The sequence below is a fragment of the Roseovarius sp. THAF9 genome (genome assembly GCF_009363715.1).
Lineage (GTDB): Bacteria > Pseudomonadota > Alphaproteobacteria > Rhodobacterales > Rhodobacteraceae > Roseovarius.
On record NZ_CP045406.1, the window covers coordinates 19,594 to 40,539 of the forward strand.

General features: G+C 61.4%; 7 protein-coding genes and 1 pseudogene. 2 read left to right on the top strand and 6 right to left on the bottom strand.

Translation table 11 applies throughout. From position 1 onward, the window contains the following. Window positions 1–10: 10 nt before the first annotated feature. From FIU86_RS21050 to FIU86_RS21065, 4 genes and pseudogenes are all read right to left on the bottom strand, one after another. Window positions 11–3,541, bottom strand: a complete 3,531-nt coding sequence (locus FIU86_RS21050; protein WP_152477346.1) for a TonB-dependent receptor — start codon at window positions 3,539–3,541, stop codon at window positions 11–13. After that, complete coding sequence (locus FIU86_RS21055) at window positions 3,541–16,461, bottom strand: DUF11 domain-containing protein (protein ID WP_152477347.1); 12,921 nt, start codon at window positions 16,459–16,461, stop codon at window positions 3,541–3,543. The genes FIU86_RS21050 and FIU86_RS21055 overlap by 1 nt, the downstream gene beginning before the upstream one ends. Window positions 16,462–16,853: 392 nt before the next feature. Further along, window positions 16,854–17,562 (bottom strand): annotated as a pseudogene (locus FIU86_RS21060) (IS6 family transposase). 57 nt (window positions 17,563–17,619) lie between these two features. Then, a complete protein-coding gene (locus tag FIU86_RS21065) occupies window positions 17,620–18,021 on the bottom strand; it encodes a DUF1403 family protein (protein ID WP_254704049.1) in 402 nt (133 codons plus the stop codon). A 157-nt stretch (window positions 18,022–18,178) separates the two neighbouring features. Between FIU86_RS21065 and FIU86_RS21070 the strand changes: the two genes are divergently transcribed. Together FIU86_RS21070 and FIU86_RS21075 are read left to right on the top strand one after the other, a co-directional pair. Further along, window positions 18,179–19,276, top strand: a complete 1,098-nt coding sequence (locus FIU86_RS21070) for a tyrosine-type recombinase/integrase (RefSeq protein WP_057795742.1) — start codon at window positions 18,179–18,181, stop codon at window positions 19,274–19,276. A gap of 58 nt (window positions 19,277–19,334) precedes the next feature. Further along, window positions 19,335–20,219, top strand: a complete 885-nt coding sequence (locus FIU86_RS21075; RefSeq protein ID WP_152477348.1) for a recombinase family protein — start codon at window positions 19,335–19,337, stop codon at window positions 20,217–20,219. A 126-nt stretch (window positions 20,220–20,345) separates the two neighbouring features. On the opposite strand, the gene FIU86_RS21080 is transcribed toward FIU86_RS21075, so the two are convergent. Together FIU86_RS21080 and FIU86_RS21085 are read right to left on the bottom strand one after the other, a co-directional pair. Next, complete coding sequence (locus FIU86_RS21080) at window positions 20,346–20,639, bottom strand: DNA-binding transcriptional regulator (protein WP_057795746.1); 294 nt, start codon at window positions 20,637–20,639, stop codon at window positions 20,346–20,348. Next, window positions 20,636–20,917 carry a type II toxin-antitoxin system RelE/ParE family toxin gene (locus tag FIU86_RS21085; RefSeq protein WP_152477428.1) on the bottom strand — a complete coding sequence of 94 codons (282 nt, stop codon included), beginning with the start codon at window positions 20,915–20,917 and terminating at the stop codon, window positions 20,636–20,638. The genes FIU86_RS21080 and FIU86_RS21085 overlap by 4 nt, the downstream gene beginning before the upstream one ends. Between the last annotated feature and the right edge of the window lie 29 nt (window positions 20,918–20,946).

Consider the following 20,946-nt stretch of genomic DNA (forward strand, 5'->3'; position numbering starts at 1 on the left):
CGCTTGCTCCTTAAAATTTCGCGATCAGGTTGACGAAAACGCCTTTGTCGTCAGCTGTCAGATCGGTCAGATCGTCGCTGAATTCACCGAAGTTGTACCCGACGCCGACCTTGAAATTGTTGCCGACATGACGATAGGCGGCCGTCAGAAACGCGGTCTCGGAAAACTCCGCCTGCTGCGCCTCAAGGCGGCGGGCCTCGACCAGAATGTCCCATTTGTGGGTCAGGTGATAGCGCGCGTTCAACACACCCAGCCAAGCATTGTTGCTTTGCAGCGGGGTCGTCGCATCTGGCGAGGAGCGCGTGTACCGCCCGCCGAATTTGGCACCCAGCGTCCAGCGTTGGTTCAGGTCGTAGGCAAGATCGACAGACGCAACATGGCTGCGCTGGCGCGGGCCGGTTTGCTCTGTGCCGTCGATCTCCTGCCCGATCATGTCGTAAAGATAGCGGTACTTGAACAAAAGGTTCAGCTTGTCGTTGTTCACCGGACGATAGGCATAGCCCAAGGTCGCATCGGCATATGTCCCGCTCAGGATCGAACTGTTGTCGGTGTCGGTGTCGGCATATTCGGCACTGAAAAGCAGGCGCTGATTGTCGTCGATCTTGTAGCGCACATCGCCGGTCAGGAAGATTACCTCCTGCCCGCGGTCGACGCCGCCTATAGTGCCGTCATCGAACCGGTATTCTGTCTTGAAGGCCGCCGACAGACGGTCTTCGTCGTTGTAGCGCACACCGAATGACAGCGCATTGCGGTCAAAATCATCCGGCCCGTCATCAATGCGGCCAAACTCGTAGGACCCGCTGAAGGTCAGTTGCTCGTTCGCGCGATATTCCACACCATAGGCACTGGTCTGCGCGCGATGCTGCCCGAACAAGTCATAGCGATTCTCGGCAAACACATCGACATCCTCGGTCAGCCGGCGCTGTCCGCCCATCACCCACGTGCCGCGATCCCTGCCCTTGAGGTTCACGCCGGAAAAATCGCGCCCGGGCTCCAGCCGATAGCCGATATAGCTCTTGTCGTAGCCGTCCGATTGATAGGTCAGCGTCGCCGCGCCGGCTGTGCCCAGCGAGCCCTCGGAAACCTCGCCGTCGAAGGTCCAGTTGGGCGCGAACTGATAACTGACGCCTACCCCGGCGCGGTCATTCTTGCGCAATCCGCCGCTGCGATTGGCCGTCACCTGGCCAAAGGCGTACCACGTCAGCGTATCGCTGGCCTCGTGGGTATATCGCAGCGCGATATCGGTGCGTTCGCCGTTTTCATCTGCCGGGCCTCCGGGCGTGTTGCGCTCCAGATGTTCGACGCCAAGGTCCCAAGTGCCCTTTGCGGTTGGACGATAGCTCAGGACAAATTCGCCCTCGCGCACGGATTTGCCCGCAGCGTCGCTGAAGTCGTCATAGGCAAAGCTCAGCGCCACCCGCTCGCTCGGCTCGACGGAAAAGGCAAAGCCCCATAGCTCTTCGTCGACCGTGGTTTCGTAATCCAGCGTCGAGAATCCTGCCGTGCGATCCTGGTAATAGGCCGACACGTTGCCCGGCACCTTGCTGCCCAGCTCTTCGAGATCCAGTTGCACATCGAAATCGACCGCCCGACCGGTGCCATCGCGCACGCCTGCCGTATTTATGGTCGTGACCACCAGACCACCGGTCGAGGATACCGAAGAGCCAAAGCCCGGCCCCTCGGTTTCGGCATACTCGACCCCGACATAACTGTTGTCGCCCAGTTGATAGCGCAGATCGGCGCCCAAGGCCGTCTGATCGGCAAGGTCGGTCTGCTCCACGAGGCCGGTCACGCCCAGACGCAGATCATCGGTCACCCATGTCTCGGCGCGTCCGCCAAAGGACAGGCCGTCGATATCCGACGCCACGGGCGTGAATTCGTAGTTCGCCACGAGGAACACGTCATTCTCGCCCCCGGGTCGCGTAACCACCACGCTGTCACCCGTTCGCGAGGTCAGAGGTTCCGCTAGGATGACGACACCCTGGATGTAATTCACATCGTAATCGCGTCCTTCGACCAGCGTTCTGGTTTCCAGAACCCGGCCCGTGTCGGCGTCGCGGATTTGCACCGTTAGCGTCTCGGACCCCACGGTGATGTCCTGACGGCGCAGGAAAAAGACTGATCCGCCGGTGCCTTGGAACACTTCGCGTCCTGGCAGCCGGTCAGGGCTGGCGGCATAGGCTTCCACGGCCACTCGTGCCTCGCCGCGCGCGGTTTGCTCGGCGCTGCGATACACGCCTTGGCCACCATAGAGCAGTCGCTCGTTGCGCAGATAGGTCGAGCCGTCGACGGAGGATTTGAAATTCCCCCAAAGCACGTGATTGCCGTTCTTTTCGGCCTTCAGATAGAACTTGCCATCCGTCGGCGCGCCCTCTTCCAGCGTGCTGTCATCGCCGAATGTAGGATAGGCGTTTTCACGCGCCGCGCGCAGCAATGCATCTTGGGGATCTTTCTTATCGAAATCGCGGAACAGGTCGTCAAGGTCGTCCTCGCCGGTGTCGACACTGGCGGTTATCGTCCAGCCGCTGCTGGTTCTGCCCTTGGCATAGCCCGCGATCCGGCCCGTCTGATACGTATCCGGCAACGGCTCTCCGCTGGGCGTGGTTGGATTGCCAGCGCGCCAGCCAAAGGTCAGATCGGCCGTCCCGGTATAGAACCACTCGTTGCTTGGGATAGTGACATTGCGCTCGAGATACTGGTCCTGCCCAGTGCCCACCACCTCGACGGCCACCGGCTGGTCGCCCGGCGGCAATATCCGTTGCAACACGAAAGCACCCGAGGGATCGGGTTTAATATCCTCGCCCAACGTCTGCACGCGAGCCCCAGGCGGAACGTTGTCGCCATAGACCGTGACAGCCCCGCCGAAAATAGGGATGCGTTGACGATTGAGGCTGCTGGTGCCTTCCTCGACGGCCAGGTCAGTCACTTCGTCGATCTCCACTGCATCCGGCCCAGTGAAAAGCGGCCTCGGCGTGGTCTCGTCATACCGTCCGCGCGCATCGTACACCCGGTGGACCAGCGCCAGATCCTCGACATCCGGCACGACAAAACTGGTAGCAGCATTGGGGTTGATCGGGATCACCTGAACCGTGCGCACCTGCCCGCTGGGCGACAATTCCAGCAGCCGGACCTCGGCCCGTTTTACAAAGGCCGGATAGTTCATCTGGCTTTGCACGCGCAGGGTCTGACCCGGCTCTGCCGGATCCTCGTTCAGAATGGTCAGATCCAACCGCCGTTTGACGTTCAGCCCGTCGAAAGTGACTCGCAAATCAGCCTCCGACAAGGCCAGATCCTGTCGACGCACCACACTGCCAGCAGCCTCGGGCGCGCTGGAAACGGTCGGATCAGCCGTCGGTGTTTCATCGCCATCGATCGTGATCGTAAAGCCCGTTCCCGACAGCTGTGTTGCGCCGCTATTGGGCTCGGTATTGGCCCCCGCTGGCAAAACCACGCTGTCCTGAGCAAACGCAATCGGCGCGGAAATGATCAGTGGGCTGGCCGTCGCCAGAAGGGCGGCACGGAACCTTTTGGACATACTCATCACTGTTTCACCCTCGTCACCGTTCTCTCGATGATCAGCTTGTAGGTCCCGGCCTTGCGCCAGCGTTTCTGGATCAATTCATCGAGCCGCTTCAGCCGCGTGCGACCGGTTTCCGGCGCTTCGTCACCAGCCAGCGCATAGGTGATGCGCAACACCGACGGCGTGCCGGAAATCTGCGCCAACAACCCGTCCACTGCGCGCTCTAACTCGGCACCCGGCGTCATCTGACCGGCCGCGAACGCACGATCGGTCAGCTCGATGCGCACGACCTGGCCCAGCATCGCGCCAAAGTTCATTTTCGCGATCTTACCGGCGGTCAGACGGATGTTGCGCGGGTTCTCGGTGGTCACGCGATAGCCACTTGGCAGCGTGCGCGTGTCTAGTTTCAGTTGGAAATTCGACCCGATATTCTTGGGCAGCGCGGCACAGGGCACGCTGAAGCGGCCGAATTCGTCGGTCGTGATCAACAACCCGTCCGGCGTGGCCAGACGCACGCCCGGGATACCCGGCTCGATTGCCTCGGCTTTGCGTCCGCCTTCGGGCGGCGCATCCTGATAGCCGTTGCCGTTGCGGTCGTCGAAGACCTTGCCGATGACATCGGAACAATCGAAGACATGTTCAGGATCAATCCTCACATCGGCGCTTGCGACATTCGACACCCGCGCGCCGCCGGCATCCTGCAACCATGTGCGGTTGCTCAGGATACCGAACTCCCCCGTGCGCCGCACCCTGGCCGAGAAATTCACCGTGATCGTCTGTGCCGGGGCCAGATCGACCGTCCAAAGCAGCGATCCGCCGGTGATGGTCGGATCAATCGCCACGCCGTCGACGCGGCCTGTTCCGGGCGTGTAAACCAGCCCACCGGGCAGACGGTCGACGATCTGCGCGCCTGCCACCGTGGCCGAGGTATTGTTGCGGAAACTCAGCGTGTAGTTGATCGTCTCGCCGAAGACAGCCGTCGTCCGGTCGGCCGCCTTGGTGGCCTCGATGGCCGGTGCACCGGCGCAATTCGTCAGCGGGATGTTGTTGTTCAGGACAACCGGGTCACCCGGCTCGAACACGAAGGTCGTGTAGAACGGGTTCGCCGGCGCCGTGAAATCGGCCAACTGGCCCGTCGCGCCAAACTCGCCGCTACCCAGAACGCCGGGGTTCGGCAACGTGGTCACATCCAGCGCCCCAAGGCTTGTGCGCGCGGTCGAAGGCGCACCCGCAGGCGGATAAGCCAGGCTCAGCTCATAGCTGCCCGCAGCTGTCACGAAGAACTGGAAGGACCCGCTCGATCCGTCTTGCACCACAACGATAGGCCCGTTGGTGCCAACGCCGGTCTGGGTAAAGCCATTGCCGGTCACGGTGATTTGGCCGCCGGACAGGATCGCTCCGGTATCCTCGCAATAGAAATACCCGGTCGGGTCATAGTCCTCATTGTCGGGAATACCGTCACCGTCACGGTCGCCGGTGCTTTCGATTGTATCAGGCACCCCATCCCCATCGGTGTCAGTCACGGCCACCGACGCAGTGCCACTAGCGGGCACTGGCAATTGGTCCGACCCCGCTGTCGCGGTATTCTCGCCGCCCGTGCCGCCAGCCGGTGTTGCGTAGACCAGCGTCACGGTCACGGTACCCGTCTCGCCGGGGGCGAGCGTCGGGTTGCCCGTCAGCAAGGACAAATCCGCCTGCCCGTCATAGGCCGAATTGACGAGGGCATCGGTGAAGCCAGAGACGGTCACGTTCAGCGGATAATCCTCTGACAACAGCGTGCCGGGCGCCACGAAGGCCGCCAGATCGTCCTGCACGTCAATCCCGGTCTGGATCACGTTGCCGGTGTTCTCCACCGCAATCGAGAACGTCACCTGCTCGATCGTCGGGAAAAGCTGCGTGACCTCTCCGCCAGTCTTCACCACGGACAGCGATGGCGCAGCGTCGATGTTCGTCACCGTCGGATCGTTTGCGCCGGTCCCATCATCATCCGACACGTCCTGCACCGGCTGGCCTTGCCGTGTCTGGGCATTGGCGGTCACGCTGTTGATCAATCCGCCGGCCTCGATATCAGACTGCAACAGCGTAACGGTCGACCGGTATGTCGCGGTTTCGCCCGGTACCAGCGTGCCTTCGGGCGACGGCGGCGTTGCATCGCTCGACACAAAGGTCAGCGCCGGGGTGCGCGGCGTCTGCCCGTCAATGTCCGTCAGGCTGTCCGTCAAAGCCAGGCTTGTCAGCGTCACGTTGCCTGTATTGGCCACCGTGATCTGATAGGTGACGGTCTCGCCCGCTTCGCTGCCCACGTCGACAGCGGTCTTGATCACTTGCAACGCAGGCGCCGGGTCAAGCGCCAGTACCGTCGGATCGTCGTCGATATTCCCATCCGATGCATCGTCATTGGCAGACACGTCGCTGATCGAGGTGTCGTCCGGAGTGGTTCCGCGCACCGTCGCGCTGTTGGAAATTCCGCCCGCGTCCAGATCCGCCTGCGTCAGCACATAGCGCGCTTCCCACGTCGCCACGGCGCCCGAATTCAGCGGGTTCGGCACCGACACAGGCGTCACCGTCACGCTCAAAGGCTCGCCAGACAGGCGCGTCAACTGATCGGTGGCGGCAACATCGGTCAGCGCCACGTTACCGATATTGGTCGCCGTGATCGCAAATACGACTTCATCGCCCACGGCGGCGCCGGGTGTCTCAACGCTTTTGACAACCGACAGCGCGGGCTCGGCCAGGATTTCGAACTCGGTCCTGTCGTTTTCGGAATTGCCATCGGCATCGTCGCCATCATCCGACAGGTCGCTGACCGGCACATCGCCCGGTCCGACCGCATTCGCGGTCACCTGGTTCGAAAGTCCGCCGGAATTCACGATGTCCTGCGTCAGCGTCACGCGCGCCTCATAGGTCCACACCTCGCCAACGCTCAGCAGACCATCCGCACCCGTATCCGACGCTGCGGTGAGGGCAAAAGGCGCGTCGAGGAACACCGTGTTTCCGTCACCGTCCACCATCTGGTCCACGATCTGCAAAGTCTCCAGCGTGACGTTGCCGGTGTTCTGCACGGTCAGCACGAACGGCACCTCCGCCCCCACCACGCCGGGCGTGGGCAGAGCAACCTTCGTCGCGTCCAATGCGGGACGTTGTGCCGGCCCATCGGTAAACAGCGCCGCTTCGGCACTGACATCTGTTCCGTTGGGGTCTGTGGCCGTCACGGCGGCAGCGTTATCGATCCCGCCCGCATCGACCATGTCTTGCGTGACCTCGACCTCCAGCGTGCAGGTCCGGTCTGTGACACCCGGCGCGAGGCTGGCGATCTCGCAGGTATAATCGGGCACCAGCACGTCGGTCAGCACCAGATCGCTCAGGGTGACGTTCCCGGTGTTTTCGATCGTGAAAAGATAGGTCAGCGTGCTACCCACCTCACCGAACTGCGCCGGTGTCGCGGTTTTCACAAGGGTCAACGACGGCGCGGGCACGGGCATCTCCACCACCAGAACGGTGTCGTCCGTTACCGCATCACCCTGCGGCGAGACGCCGGAGACCTGCGCAGAGTTGCTCAGACTGCCCGCGTCGATATCCGCTTGGCGAACCGTATAGTCGCCCGCGCAGGTCAGCACCTCTGCGGGGGCCAGCGCCGCCGCCTCGCAAACAAACCCATCCAGCAGCGGATCGCTTGCTGCGATACTCGTGATCGTCTGGTTGCCTGAATTGGTGACAGTCACGGTGTAGGTCAAAACCTGATCGACACCCGTGACAGGCAGGGTCGCCGCGGTTTTCTCGATGGTCAACTCCGGCTCCAGCGCGCCGTCTGTCAGCACCGAGTCCGCAGGCGACAGCACCACGGTATCATCCGCGCCAAAGGTCGTTTGCGCGTAAGCTTCGTTCAGCACCGACCCACGGTCGATATCCTCTTGCGTGATCACGTAGCTGCCGGTGCATGTGGCCGTTTCGCCGGCCACGAAATCCGGATCCTCCGCTGTCGGCGTGAAACACGTGATTTCACCCAGCAGCGTATCGGTGATCACCACAGGCTGGGCAAAGGCCCGCGTGCCGCTGTTGGTCACCGAGAACTCATAGTCCAGAACGTCGCCCAGCGCCTCGAACGTGTCTGTCAGGCCGGTTTTCTCGGTCGTCAGCGACGGCACACCCTCGTTCGGCACCGTGACCGACGACAATTCGGATGCCGTGGTCCCGTCCGTCGAGAAGGCGACATTGGTGATGCTGCCCAAATCGACGTCCGTCGCGGTCACGGCGTAAAGGCCCGTGCAAACGTACTCGGCGCCGGGCGCCAGACCATTTGCCGGGAAGTCAGGGCATGTGATGTCCTCGGCCGGGATCAGGGTGTCGACCACGTCGACCGGGTCAAAGACAGTGGTGTTGCCGGTGTTGGTCGTCGTGAACGTGTACTCGACCTCAAGCCCGGTGATGAAATCCTCAGGCGCGATTTCCGGCGCTTCCTTTAGCATTGTCAGTTCCGGTTCCTGCAATGCCGGAACACTGGTTTCGGACACCGAGCTTAGCGCGCCCTGCGTGGCCGTCGCCGTGTTGTCGACCGTACCTCTGTCAATATCTTCCTGCGTTACCACGTATGTGGCCGTACAGGTGACGGAGGCTTGCGGGGCCAGACCTTCTGACAGGATTGCAGGGCATTCTACCGTGCCGCCCGCATCGGTTATCAACGGATCACTGATCTCGACCGGGTCAAACAGCGTTACGTTGCCGGTGTTCTCGACGATGAACTCATACGGGATTTCCGTGCCCACAGTCGCAAATGTGGCAGGCGCATCCGCTGCGGGCTGCTTGGTCAGCACGATCTGCGGGTCCGCCGCGATCAGCACTTCGGCGGCGTCATCGGTGGTGTTGCCATCCCCGTCATCGCCGTCGTCCGTGACGTCCGTGATCGGGCTGCCCACCGGCGGCGTACCTGTCACCGTGGCTGTGTTGCGCACACCGCCAGCATCGATATCGGCCTGGGTCAGCGTATAAGTTGCCAGATACGTCGCCACCTCACCCGGCACCAGCACCCCGGCACCGCTGCCTTGATCGGCACCGGCAAAGGTCGGCCCCGATGTCAGCGGGACCACGGTACCATCCAGCCGTGTCAGCAGATCACTGGCCACCGCAACATCGTTCAAGGTGACGTTGCCGGTATTGGTCGCGCTGATCTGGAAGGTAATCGTTTCACCGACCGCAGCCGCGCTGGTCTGAACGATCTTCTGACCTTCCAGCCCCGCCTCCTGGCCCAATGCCACCTCGACCGGGGCATCAATGGTTTCGCTGCGTTCGACTCCATTGGGGTCCGTCGCCCGTACGGTCGCGCTATTGCGCAGCAGCCCACTGTCGATATCTGACTGCTCCAGAGTGTAGGTGACCTCAAAGACCCAGGTTTCGCCGACCTCCAATAGACCACTGATGCCGCCATCGCCCGAGGCCAGAACCGGCGTGATCTCGACCGGGTCGCCATTGCCATCGACGAACGTGTCCGACAGCACCACGTCAGACAGGGTCACATTGCCGTTATTGGCAACCTCGATCGCATAGGCGATCTGCTGACCCGGCTCTGCGGGGTCGCTCACGTCGGAGGCATCCGCCGTTTTCGTCACTACAAAGCTGCCGGTTTGCGGCAGATCCACCACCACCGGCGCATCAAGCTGATCCGTGATCGGCGCGCCTTGCGGGTCGTCCGCCGCGACGCTGGCGGTGTTTTCAAGCGCGCCGCTGTCTATATCATCCTGCGTCAGCGTATAGGTCGCCTCGAATACCCACGTCTCGCCCACCTCCAGCGCGCCCGCAACGCCACCGTCGCCGCTTTGCAGGGTCAAGCTGATGGGCAGACTGTCGCCATTGCCATCCACAAAGCTGTCGGTCAGCGCCACGTTGCTCAGTGTCTGGTTGCCGGTATTGGCCAGTTCGATCCGGTAGGACACGCGCTGCCCAACCAACGCAGGCGTCGTGACCTCATTGTCATCGGCCGTTTTGACCAGTTCCAATGCCGGGGCCGCGGTTTGCAGAGTCACCGTGCTTGCGTCAGCGGCCTGTGGCGTGGCGCCATCCGGGCTGCTGGCCGAAACGGTGGCGCTGTTGGTGATGTCCACCTCGGCGTCGATATCGGCTTGTGTCACCTCATAAGAGGCGCGGAACGTGACCTCGTCATCCGGTCCCAGCGTCGTCCAAACGCCCGGTCCACTGGTATCTGACGATCCACCGATCTCATTGACATCATTGGTCAGGGTTTCGCTGGCAATGGGCAAAGGCGCGGTGCCTGCCGCTGTCGTGTGCTGGTCGACGAGTGCGACATTGCTCAGCGTCACGTTACCGGTATTGGTCACCACGTAGGTGTAGTCAATGACCGTCCCCGCCGTGACATTCGTGGTCACCGATGGCGTCTTGGTTATCGTCAGGCCAGAGGTGCGCGTACCGCCGATGGTCAATTGCGTCATGACCGGCGCGTCCAGTTCAGAGGACGTGGCCGTCGCCACGTTGGTGACAAAGCCCGCGTCCAGATCGGCCTGCGTCACGAAATACTCGGCCGTGCATTGGTAGAAATCGCTGGGGGCCAGCCCCCCTGCAGGCAGGCCCGAGCAGATGAACGTGCCGATCTTGTCATCGGCGATCTGCGGTTCTTCAAAAAGGGTGACGTTGCCTGTGTTGGCCACCGTAAAGCGGTATTCGATCCGCTGGTTGAAGGTGGTGATTTCCGTCGTGCTCGATTCCTTCACAAGGTTGATCCGGGGCTCTTGCGGCGGGCCGCGGACAAAAACCGATCCCGTCTCGGTGATCGGATCAAGATCGCCGTTATTGGGCGTCGCGGTCACCTGCGCGGTGTTGGTGAAGCCACCGAATTCCGATCCGACGGCGCCGTTGTCCACATCCAGATCTTCTTGCGTCACGATGTAAGTGAACTCGCAGCTGTCGTCGGTCTCGCCCGGCGCGATCGGTCCGATGGTACAGCTTGTGGGGCTGACCAGCCGGTCATCGGTCACAGTCGCCTCGGACAGGGTGATATTACCGGTGTTTTCAACCGCAATCACGAAGGTCAGCTCTTCTCCTGGATCGGTAAAGGCCTGTCCCGCACCGGGGTCAGGATCGATCGTCTTCGTCACGACCATCTGAACATCCGGCGTCTCCAGCGTTTGCGTCACGCTATCGCTGCCGCTGATGGTCTCGCCCTGCGGGTCCGTGCCGGTGGCACTGGCCGTGTTCACCAACGTCTGCGCATCGATGTCGTCCTGCGTGACCTCGTAATCGCCCTCGCAGATCAGCGCCTCGCCCTGATCCAGAACGACGTTCGCCGGAGCGGCCACACCAGCTACTGTACAGGTCAGTGCCGGCAGCAGCGGATCACTTATCGACACGCCCGAAATGGTCTGGTTGCCGGTGTTTTCCGCGGTGACGCGATATGTCAGCGTATCGCCCGCTGCGGCTGTGGCGATGCCCGAGATCTGCGCTTTGGTCACGGTCAGTTGAGGGTCTTCGTCGGCATTCACCGTTGCGGCCACGTTCGGCGACACAACCTGCGTCGGCAAAGGACTGGTCGGGGGATAGAATGTCTGCGCCGTGGCGTTGTTGGTCACGAAGCCACGGTCAAGGTCTTCCTGCGTAATGCTATAAGTTTCGCTACAGGTGATCGTCTCGCCGGTTGCCAAGGCAGGCGGCGCGTCAGTTTTACAGGTGAACGTGCCGATCCTGTCATCGACGACACTGATTTCACCGGCCAGGCCCACGTTACCTGAGTTCGTCACCTGATAGTCGTAGGTGATGACCTGTCCAACTTGCGTAAAGGGCACATTTGTGGCGGCGGCGGTCTTGGTCACCGTCAGCGCAGGGTTGGCATTCACCGGGTAGATGGCATCGTCGCTGGGTGACTGCACCGCCACGCCATTAAAGGTACCAGTTGCAAAAACCACGTTCGTCGCTGACCCCAGCGCAAGGTCATCGGCTGTAACCGTGTAGCTGGACGGACAAACCAGTGTCTCACCGGGCAAAAGCTCGTTGTTCGGCACCGCCGGGCACGCCGGGGTCGACAGGTTGTCGGTCAGCGTGATCGGTGCGTCGATCGTGACGTTACCCGTATTGGTCACCACGATTTCATACGTCAGTATATCGCCCTCGTCGAAGAACCCGGGATTGTTCGTGGAGACAAAGGTTTTCTCGATGCTCAGTTCCGGTGTCTGGACCGCGTTCACGGTCACGCTGTCGGTGTTCGAGTCTTCCGTCACGCCGTCAAACACGGTCGAGGCAGTGGCGATATTCGTCACACTGCCCGCATCGACGTCATCTTGGTCGGCGACCCAATCCTGTTCACAAACGACGCTGCCGCCCGGCATCACTGGTGCGGCGGTACAGGTCAGTGTGCCACTGATCTGGTCATCGACCACCGTGATCGGATCGGTGGTCGTAACGTTGCCGATATTGGTGACCACGTATTCAAACGTCACCACGTCCAGCGGTTCCGAGTAACTGGCCGAAGATGTCGCCTCGATCCGCTTTTCCAGGCGCAGGGCGGGTTGTTGGTCGACCGTGACGGTCGCCGTGTCTTGGTTCGAGGTCACCGTCACGAAAGGCGTATCGCCCGGATTTTGCGGGATGATGGGCTGCGTCACACTGGCGCTTGCTTCGTTCACGACCTCGCCCCGGTCCAGATCATCCTGCGTCACGACGTATTCGCCGGTACAGGTGATCGTCGCGCCCGGCGCGATGCCTGCCCCCGGCGTGACCGGGCATTCCACGTCCGGGATCAGGTCGTCGGAAATGCTGATCTCGGAGGTGATGGTGACATTGCCGGTATTCTGGACGATGAAATCATAGGTCAGTACCTGCCCAACACTCTCGAGCGTAGCGCCGAAGGTGCTGTTCTTGGTCAGGTCCAGCGCCGGCAGTTGGGCGGGGCCGGTCACGGTCTCGGTATCAAAGGCCGACACAGGCGTGCCTTGAACGGCGCTTTCGCCCGTCACATCCACGCGGTTGGTATAGCTGCCCGCATCCACGTCGCCCTGGTCAAAACTCTTGGTGGCCGACAGCGGCGTCGTGTCCAGACATTGCGTTGTCGTGTCGCCCGGGGCCAAATCCGGCAGCGGACAGGCAAAGCTCAGATCGCCATCGTTCAGCTGAAGATCGGTCAGTGTCACATTGCCCGTATTGGTCACGACAAAGGTGAACACTTCGGTGTCCGACACTCCGGTGAAGGCCCCATCTGTCGACTGCTTGTCGATACTGACCGTCGCAGCCTCGACCGGGCCTTGGCTTGTCACGCTATCGCTTTGATCCGCAGGGTCGCCCACGCCGGGGGGCGCATCCAACGTGATCGACGCGGTATTGGTCAGCGATCCGGCATCCAAATCCCCCTGCTGAACCGTATAGGTCGCAACACAGCTCGACACGTCCACGGCGCGTGGCGCGAGGCTTGGAATGGTGCAGTTGAACGGTGTGCCAAAGAACGGATCGCTGATTTGCAGGTTGCTCAGCGTGACATTGCCGGTGTTCTCGACCCGGAACGTGTAAGACAGGCTGTCGTTTTCCGCCGTGAACCCACCGCTGACCAGCTTGTCGAAATCGTAGCTTGCAACGCGCGCAGGACCGGGCACCGTGACGGTATCCGTCTGCGCCGTGATCTCGGCGGAATCGAGCGTCGCCAGATTGACCACCTGCCCTGCATCAATGTCGTCCTGCGTCACGGTATGGCTAAAGACACAGGTCGTATCCACAGCGCCAGGCGCCAGCGACGCGATTGCGCACGCAAACCCGGGATCAAGCGCATCGGTCACCTGCAACGCGCTCAGCGTCTGCGTCCCGGTGTTCTCCACCCGCATTGTGTACGTGATTTGTTCACCCACCGTGGCAAAGGCCGCGCGGTCGGCCTGCTTGGTCAAGCTGGCGGTCCTCTGCGGCGTCGCGGGATTGATCGGCGTCGAGACCGTATCGGTCTCGGCAAACTGCGCGCCTTGTGCAGGGATGGCACTGGCGGTGGCCGTGTTGTCGATGACCTCGCGATCCAGATCGGCCTGCATGACAGTGTAATTGCCCGAACACGTATCCGTCGCCCCCGGTGCAATATCGTTCAGCGTGCAGGACAGCCCCGGCAAAAGCGGATCCGACACCGTCACCGCATCCAACGAGACATTGCCGGTATTCTCGATCTCGAACGTGTAGGTCACGACCTCGCCCAGCGCCGAGAACTGCGTCGGCCCACTTTTGGTGAATACCATCGCAGGTTGCGCATCCACCGGAACCGACGCGTTGCTCTGGTTCGAGGTGATTGTCGTCGTGGTGCCGTTATTGGTGAAATCGAACGCGGCGGTCGCGGCGTTGTCCACCTGCCCGGCATCCAACTCGGCCTGCGTCACGCCCACCCGTTCACCGAAACACGAGAACGTCGCCCCCGGCGAAAACGGATCCGGCTGTGCCGAACAATCGGCAGCCGACGTCAAGGCCGGATCGTTGATCGTGATCGCATTCGCGGGCAACGTCAGGGTCGTGTCGCCCGTGTTCTCGATCTCGAATTCGTATTGAAGGGTGTCGCCCGTGGCCGCCACCGTCGCCGTCAGCGCGGATTTAGTCAACGTGATCGCCGGCGTGAAGTCCGGCGCAATCTGCGCCGACACCTGATCCGAGGTCACGCCCCCGACAGACGCGGTCGCCACGTTCACGACCGTGCCCGCCTCGATATCGGCGCGGGTCAGGCGATAATCGCCGGTGCAGGTAATCGACGCACCGATATTCAATGGCAGGGGCTGACAGGTAAACGTTCCGATCTTGTCATCGTTGATCTCGATCTGCGACGCTCCTGCCGTGGCGGGCGTCAGGTCTACATTGCCGGTGTTGGTCACCTCGAAGGAATATGTCACCAGCGCGTTTTCGACATATTGCGCGGCACTCAGAACCGGGGCCGTCTTCACCAGCGTCAGCGCCGGTTGCTGATCGGCCGGGACCGTCACGCTGTCACTGCCTGACGACACGGTATTGGGCGTGGGGCCCGCCTCGGTGGCGGCTGCGGTCGCGATATTCGTCACCTCGCCCGCGTTCAGATCGGCCTGCGTGGTCGTGTACGCCGCCGACGTACAGACGATCGACGTCCCCGGCAGGATTTCGGGATCGGTACAGGTCACGCTGACCCGATCATCGGTCACCGTCGGCGTCAGCAGCGTCACGTTCCCGGTGTTGGTCAACTCGTATTCATATGTCAGCGCCACACCCGTCGCATCAAAGCTGGTGGGCGATGCAGCCGCCAGGCGTTTGTCCAGCGTCAGGCCGGTGGTCCGCACCGCCGTGACCGTCGCGTCATCGCTGTCGGATGCCGTCGTACCGCCAATCGTGACCGATGCGCTGGCCGTGTTGTCGACCTGCCCGGCGTTGATGTCGTCCTGATCCACCGTGTAGCTGGCCTGACACAGGACGAAACCGCCCGGCGCGATCGTCCCGGCCGGACAGGTTGCCCCACTTGTCAGCGGATCGTTCACGGTCGGCACCGGATAGGACACGTTACCGGTGTTCTCGATACGGATCTGATAGGTCAGAACATCGCCAACCGCCGAATAGTCGGCGGTCTGCGCGGTCTTCGTCAACGCAAGACCCGGCGCCGCCGCCGGCCCCGGCAGCGCCAGAGTATCGTTCCCTGTCACCCCGGCGCCGCCCGGATCTTGCGCGTTGACCGTTACAGTGTTGTCCAGCGTATTCGCCGCCGACGCGGCGAAATCGTCCACGTCGCTTTGTTGCACCGTATAGCTGCCGCTACAGGTGAAATCCTCGCCCGGTGCCAGGTCCGGCGGTGTACAGGGCAGCCCCGGCAACAGCGGGTCGCTTACGGACAGATTGGACAGCGTTACGTTGCCGTCATTGCGGATCAGGATGTCATAAGGCACGCTCGTGCCCGCTTCGCCAAAGGCTGTCAGCGACGAAGTCTTATCGACAACAAGGACAGGGTTGAAGGCAGGTCCATTGACCGTCACCGTGTCCGACAGCTCCCCCAAAACCCCGAAATCGGGCGTCCCTTCTGCGGTTGCGACGTTCGTGACGAACCCACGGTCCAGATCTTCCTGTGTCGTCTGATAGCTTGCGGTACAGGTCGCAAAATCCGCCGTGCCACCGGGATTGGTGTCCAGAATGGTCGTCTTGTCACAGGCCACCGTGCCGATCACGTCGTCATCAACGCTCAGGTTTCGGATAGGAACCGATCCCACATTCGTGACAACGAACGTATAGTTGATGGTCTCGCCAACGGTGGTGAAGTCGGTCGTGTCGGCGGTTTTCTCCAGCGTGTAGCCCGGCGCAACCGTAACGATATCGTTGTTTGCCAGGTTCTGACCGCGCCGGAAATCCCAGTAGTTGTCGTTGGGATCGTCATCCAGAACCTGCGTGGTGGTTTGCCCCGTGCTCAGAATGTTCTGTAGCAGCGCAGGGTTGGTCGATGAAAACCAGCCGGTGTTGAAGGTCTGGTTGCCGAACCCGGTGTCAAAACCAAAGCTCTGTGTACCCGTCGTGTTGGTGATCTCTGTCGTGATCCCGGACCACGATCCCACGTTAAAGCCATTGAGGATCAGCGAGATGTCATTTTCGTCGAAACCGCCGGGCTGCGTATCCCCGTCGTACGCGGAAAACCGGATGTAGACCTGCTGCAACCCTCCGCCAAAATAGTCGGCACAGCTGGAAAATCCGCAATCCAGAACCACCGGATCGTTGATCGTAAAGGGGTTTCCGCGAAAGCGTGTGGGCTGCCCGTTGTTGTTAAACCCGCGAAACGCGCCGGCCGGATTGGAAAACTGGTAATACAGGTTGCCGTTGTTGCCGACCAAGACGAAAGCGACCCCACCCGCCTCGGGGTAATCCGCCGGCAGCGTGATTGACGTGCCGGGAACTGTTGTGGTGAAAGGGGTCGCAAACGCGGCCGTCGCGCTGAATGCGACTGCTCCCATGATCTGCGCAAGGTTCTTCAGCCAGGTTCGCATACTGCTCGTATTTCCCTCTTCAACTCGGCCTGTTCTTCGCCGGAATGCGGAAGTCAAAGCCCTGATGACCAAGGCGCCGCAGGAGTCTTTTGGCGCAACTACAACGAGTGGCGCTGTGTCGATCAATTAAATTTATCGCCCGAAGCTCACGTCGCGCCGGAATGTGTCGGTAATGCCATGAACAGAGCGCCATCAAACGGGGAAAACCACGCCGAAAACCGCATCGCTGAGGCGCGCCTATGCCGCGCTCGCAAATACACCCCAGACCAAAATTTCCCAGGCCCGCTGAAAGGGGCGCGGGCCAAGATAGAATGTCCCGAAAATCGGAGGATCAGCATTGGCATTGCCAACTTAAAGGCACTGACCTGTAACGGTGACCAGAGGCGATTTTCTCAAGCGGTCATTTCGAGCGCATAACCTTGCCACAGGTCGAAGGCATCGGACCTTGCGTGGCGGTATGAGATGTTGGAGAGGCGGTAGCGGCGGGGTCTGAACATCGTGTTGATTTGGTCGTGGGCCGCGAGAAACCTTTGCGTCTGTTGGATCGATTTGAAGCGACCCATGACCTTCTCTCGTTTGCGGGTCGGCCGATGCGAACCCTCGATGCGGTTGTTGAGCCCTTTGTGTGCCCGATGGTCAGCTTCAGGCGCGAGGGTCCGGATCGGTTTGAGGTAACTGCGCAATTTGTCCGTAACGACAACACGCGGTTTGCCAAAGCGGGCGATCAGCCGCGTAAGGAAACACTTGGCAGCTTTAGCGTTCCGGCGCGGCTGCACAAGGATATCCAGCACGTCCCCGTTCGCATCCACCGCTCGCCACAACCACTGCTTCACGCCGCTGATCGGAACGACGACTTCATCCAGATGCCATTTGTCTGCAGCTGTGGGACGGTCACGCTTGATGCAATCGGCGAAATGCAGACCAAATCGGTTCACCCATTTGCGCACGGTTTCCCGGCTGACGGTTATACCGCGTTCAGCCAGCAGATCCTCTACTTCCGCCGTGATGAGCGCGAAGCTGATAGGCCCATATGGCATAGGCCACGACTTCACGGGGGAAACGATAGCCCTTCAGGCGCGGCATCTCAGATGGTATCTTCATGACAAAACGCTAGTCGCGTCAAGATGCGGTAGCAAGCTGGCAATGCCAGCCAGACGCCTACGTCGCCCGTGAAGTCGGCGCCGACCAAGTCGGCATCTCACCCGTCCCGCCTGCCAGAAGACGCACGGCGGCGCGCCAAAACGCCAGGAGATCGCCGTCGGGGCCCCGTGCCTCGCCCGGCGGCGTCAGATGATAGGCATCGCGGATATCCGCTTCGCGTGCCAACCGGCCTTTCAATTTCAAGGTCGCCGTCGCGGCATTGAGCGCCAGCCGGTTGGCGAGCAGTTTCACGGGCACGCCATGCCTGGGATCGACGATCAGCTGGTCGAGCACTGTCAGCGCCGCCCCGGATCGAACGGCCACAGTTTCGAGGGTTTCCGCCCGCCCAGAGGTGACCCTGCTCGGTAGTTGAGGTAGGGTGTTCAGGTCGTCGGAGATAGCGGGGGGCTGATATGTCATGCCACAACACTATTCTCTCACGGCGCTTTCGTCCACAATATGATGTGCAAACCGCCCCACCCTGCCGCTCTAGACTATGTCCAATAAGTTTGCCTTATCGGACATATCTAGATACGCTGCGGCACAGTCTCAAAATCAGCGGGTTTTCAGGGAAACAATGGACTCAGAGACCGAGAAATCAACGTCAGCGCCCTCCGGTGCGGTCGATGATGCGCGCGGCGACGAGAGCGAGCAAGAGGCACCCAATAGCATCGCCCTGCCCGCCCATGTCGCCGGGTCGGGCACGCTGGATCGCCTGGTCGACACCGCGCGCGATTACGCCCGGGCGGCGGCGTCCGAGAACACGCTCAAGGCCTATGCCAAGGACTGGGCCCACTTCGCACGCTGGTGCCGGATGAAAGGCGCGGAGCCACTGCCCCCGTCCCCGGAGATGATCGGGCTCTATCTCGCGGACCTGGCGTCCGGGTCGGGCCCCTCCCCTGCCCTCGCGGTCAGCACGATTGATCGCCGCCTGTCGGGCCTGGCCTGGAACTACGCCCAGCGGGGCTTCACTCTCGATCGCGAGAACCGCCACATCGCGACTGTCCTGGCGGGGATCAAGCGCAAGCATGCTCGCCCGCCGGTTCAGAAGGCCGCGATCCTGGCCGAAGACATCCTCGCGATGGTCGCCACCCTTCCCTTCGATCTGCGCGGCCTGCGGGATCGGGCGATCCTTTTGATTGGCTACGCTGGAGGCCTTCGTCGCTCGGAAATCGTGAGCCTCGATGTGGGTAAGGACGACACGCCAGACAGTGGCGGATGGGTCGAGATCCTGGAGAAAGGCGCCCTCCTGACCCTCAATGCCAAGACCGGTTGGCGCGAGGTCGAGATCGGCCGCGGCTCCAAGAAGCAGAGCTGCCCGGTCCACGCCCTCGAGCAATGGCTGCACTTCGCCAGGATCGACTTCGGGCCTGTCTTTGTCGGCACCTCACGCGACGGCAAACGCGCATCGGAAACGCGGCTCAACGACAAACACGTCGCACGCCTGATCAAGCGCACCGCCCTGGGCGCCGGCATCCGGGCCGACCTGCCGGAGAAAGACCGCCTCGCCCTGTTCTCCGGTCACAGTTTGCGTGCGGGTCTCGCGAGTTCGGCCGAGGTCGACGAGCGCTACGTCCAGAAACAGCTCGGACACGCCTCGGCCGAGATGACACGTCGCTACCAGCGCCGTCGGGATCGGTTCCGGGTGAACCTGACTAAAGCCGCGGGGCTCTGATCGCGCGATTCATCGGTCGTTTATTGGCGATACCCTGAATTGTAAACGGCCCGATTTCATGCCCCTGATAGGTTTTGCGCGCGTATCGACAGAAGATCAGACCTCCCTACCCCAGTCTGAGGCACTGCAAACCGCGGGATGCGTCGAGATATTCGAAGAACACGCCTCTGGCGGCAATCGCGCGCGTCCTGTGCTTGCTCGTGTACTTGAGCGGGTCCAGAGCGGCGACACACTGGTCGTCGTGCGGATCGACCGGCTTGCGCGGTCCTTGTCGCATCTTCTCGAGGTGATTGAGCGTCTAGAGGCCAAAGGCGCCTTCTTCCGCTCGCTCCAAGACCCAATCGACACGTCCTCACCACAGGGTAAGTTTACGCTGCATGTTCTGGACGCTGCGGTCGAGTTCGAACGCGCTCTGATCCGTGAACGCACAAAGGCCGGGCTCGCCTCTGCGCGCGCCAAAGGGCGCGTTGGTGGCAATCCTGGGCTTCGCACCAAAGACCCCGCCGCGCTGCGCAAGGTGCGGCTGGCGCGACAGGACGGCTACATGGAGCGCCTGAACGAGACCGCGCAAGATTGGGTGCCCCATGTGCGCCGCCTGCGCCCGTATATGGCCTGGGAAGACGTGCTGCGGATCATCAATGGCCCCCTGCCCCCAGATCGTCATTGGACCCAAAGCCGAATGCTCCGCGCCGTGAAGGCATATGTGCGCGACGGGTTTCTGCCCGATGAAGTGCTTGGCCGCGCCGGACGCCGCGAAACCGACGACCGCCTGCCGGCTATCGTGGCTGCCATCAAAGGCGCGAACCCCGAAATCACGCTACAGGCGATTTGTGAAAGGCTGGAATCCATGCGTGAGCACACCCGGCGTGGCCGCACCAGCTGGCAGCCGTCTTCGGTGAAGATGTTGCTTGAACGTGCAGAAAAGCTAGGAATGTTGGAGTAGATGTAGGATTACCGCTATCTCCTAACCGATGATACATCACTCACCGTGCTTCCGAGCTCAGAAGTTCTCAGGCTTCACTGAGCGTATCCTCGACAGGAGTATCAAAGGGATCGCGTGCGCCACGGATCAAGCCCCTCGCAATAGGTCCTGAACCACCGATGGCTTCTTTGCGATCAAGGCCAGCAGGACTTGAGCAGGGCCCGTCGGGTGTCGACGCCCATGTTCCCAGTTCAAGAGCGTGCCCTTTGCTACTCCTATGCTTCGAGCGAATTCGGCCTGTGAGAGACCAGTTCGTTGGCGAACTTCGGCCACGTCGACATCGCCAACAGATACCTCATGAACCTTGGCGACGGACACGTCGCCATCGGCGAATGCCAACGCCTCTTCCAGGCCTTTCGACACCGATTCATATGCAGTCATGTTCCGTCTCCATACTTAGCGACAAGCGTCTTGCTCATTTCAACTGCTGCGGCTTGCTCAGCCTTTGACAGGTTGGCCTTCTCATTCTTGGCGAAGACCGTGATCAGAAAGATTGGCATATGGTTACCGCCAAATACATACAACGTCCTGAAGCCGCCGCTCTTGCCACCCCCGCTTCTTGGGATGCGGACCTTGCGAAGCCCGCCGCCGAGTGACACTCCGTCATTAGGATTAGCAGCAATGAAGTTGATTGCAGCCTCGCGCTCTTGTTCCGACATGATTGCTTTGGCACGCCTTAGAGGTGGTC

Excerpts from the sequence above, each read along its gene's own strand:
- FIU86_RS21050 (WP_152477346.1), bottom strand. The coding sequence starts at position 3,541 with ATGAGTATGTCCAAAAGGTTCCGTGCCGCCCTTCTGGCGACGGCCAGC.
- FIU86_RS21055 (WP_152477347.1), bottom strand. The coding sequence starts at position 16,461 with ATGCGAACCTGGCTGAAGAACCTTGCGCAGATCATGGGAGCAGTCGCA.
- FIU86_RS21065 (WP_254704049.1), bottom strand. The coding sequence starts at position 18,021 with ATGACATATCAGCCCCCCGCTATCTCCGACGACCTGAACACCCTACCT.
- FIU86_RS21070 (WP_057795742.1), top strand. The coding sequence starts at position 18,179 with ATGGACTCAGAGACCGAGAAATCAACGTCAGCGCCCTCCGGTGCGGTC.
- FIU86_RS21075 (WP_152477348.1), top strand. The coding sequence starts at position 19,335 with ATGCCCCTGATAGGTTTTGCGCGCGTATCGACAGAAGATCAGACCTCC.
- FIU86_RS21080 (WP_057795746.1), bottom strand. The coding sequence starts at position 20,639 with ATGACTGCATATGAATCGGTGTCGAAAGGCCTGGAAGAGGCGTTGGCA.
- FIU86_RS21085 (WP_152477428.1), bottom strand. The coding sequence starts at position 20,917 with ATGTCGGAACAAGAGCGCGAGGCTGCAATCAACTTCATTGCTGCTAAT.